This is a genomic window from Bartonella sp. CL70QHWL (assembly GCF_042194855.1).
Lineage (GTDB): Bacteria > Pseudomonadota > Alphaproteobacteria > Rhizobiales > Rhizobiaceae > Bartonella.
Window position 1 is genome coordinate 1 of sequence record NZ_JBHINJ010000110.1, and the last position, 798, is coordinate 798.

At 41.6% G+C, this 798-nt stretch carries 1 pseudogene; it reads left to right on the forward strand.

Features of this window, described 5'->3' with window-relative positions:
- Positions 1-798 (forward strand): annotated as a pseudogene (locus ACFIJZ_RS09970) (hypothetical protein); the annotation flags it as partial.

The window sequence follows — 798 nt, forward strand, 5'->3', positions numbered from 1 at the left end:
TCAGCTTTATTCCTTGCATCAGACGCTAGCGATGTATTTAGGAGGAGGAGCTAGCTATGAAGGTGGCGAATGGAGGGCTCCGGAATTCAAGGTTGCACAATTCAATTCTGATGGTAGTTCGTCAGAAAAGAAGATTTATCATGATGTAGCAGGAGCTTTTGATGGTGTCAGTGATGGTATGACGAGTATCAACGACCGTATTCATGATGTTGAGAAGAGTGTGGCGAGCAATGGTTTGAATTGGAATGAAGAAGAAGGCGCGTATGATGCGAAGCATGATGGTAAGTCGAGTAAGATTACGAATGTATTGGATGGTAAGATAGCAGAAGGTTCGCAAGAAGTTGTTAATGGTGGTCAGCTTTGGAGCACGAATGAGAGGGTAAAAGAGGTTGAAGACAAAGTAGATACGATAGATCAACATGTGAAAGATATTGAAGTAGCCGTAACAGATGGCGTTGTTAACTATGATAAAGATAGTGATGGGAAAAAGACCAATAGCATTACGTTAGTAGGAGGCAATGACAGCGAACCTGTTATGATAGACAATGTAGCGGCAGGCAAGATTGAAACAGGTTCTCAGCAAGCTGTTAATGGCGGTCAGTTGCATGATTATACTGAAGAGCAGATGAAGATAGTTCTTGAAGATGCCAATAAGTATACGGATGAGAAAGTTAGTGGTCTTGTCAATGATGCTGTTAACGAGTCTAAATCCTATACGGATATGAAATTTGAGACGTTGAATTATGCTATTCAGGATGTTCGGAAAGAAGCAAGACAAGCTGCTGCTATTGGTCTAGC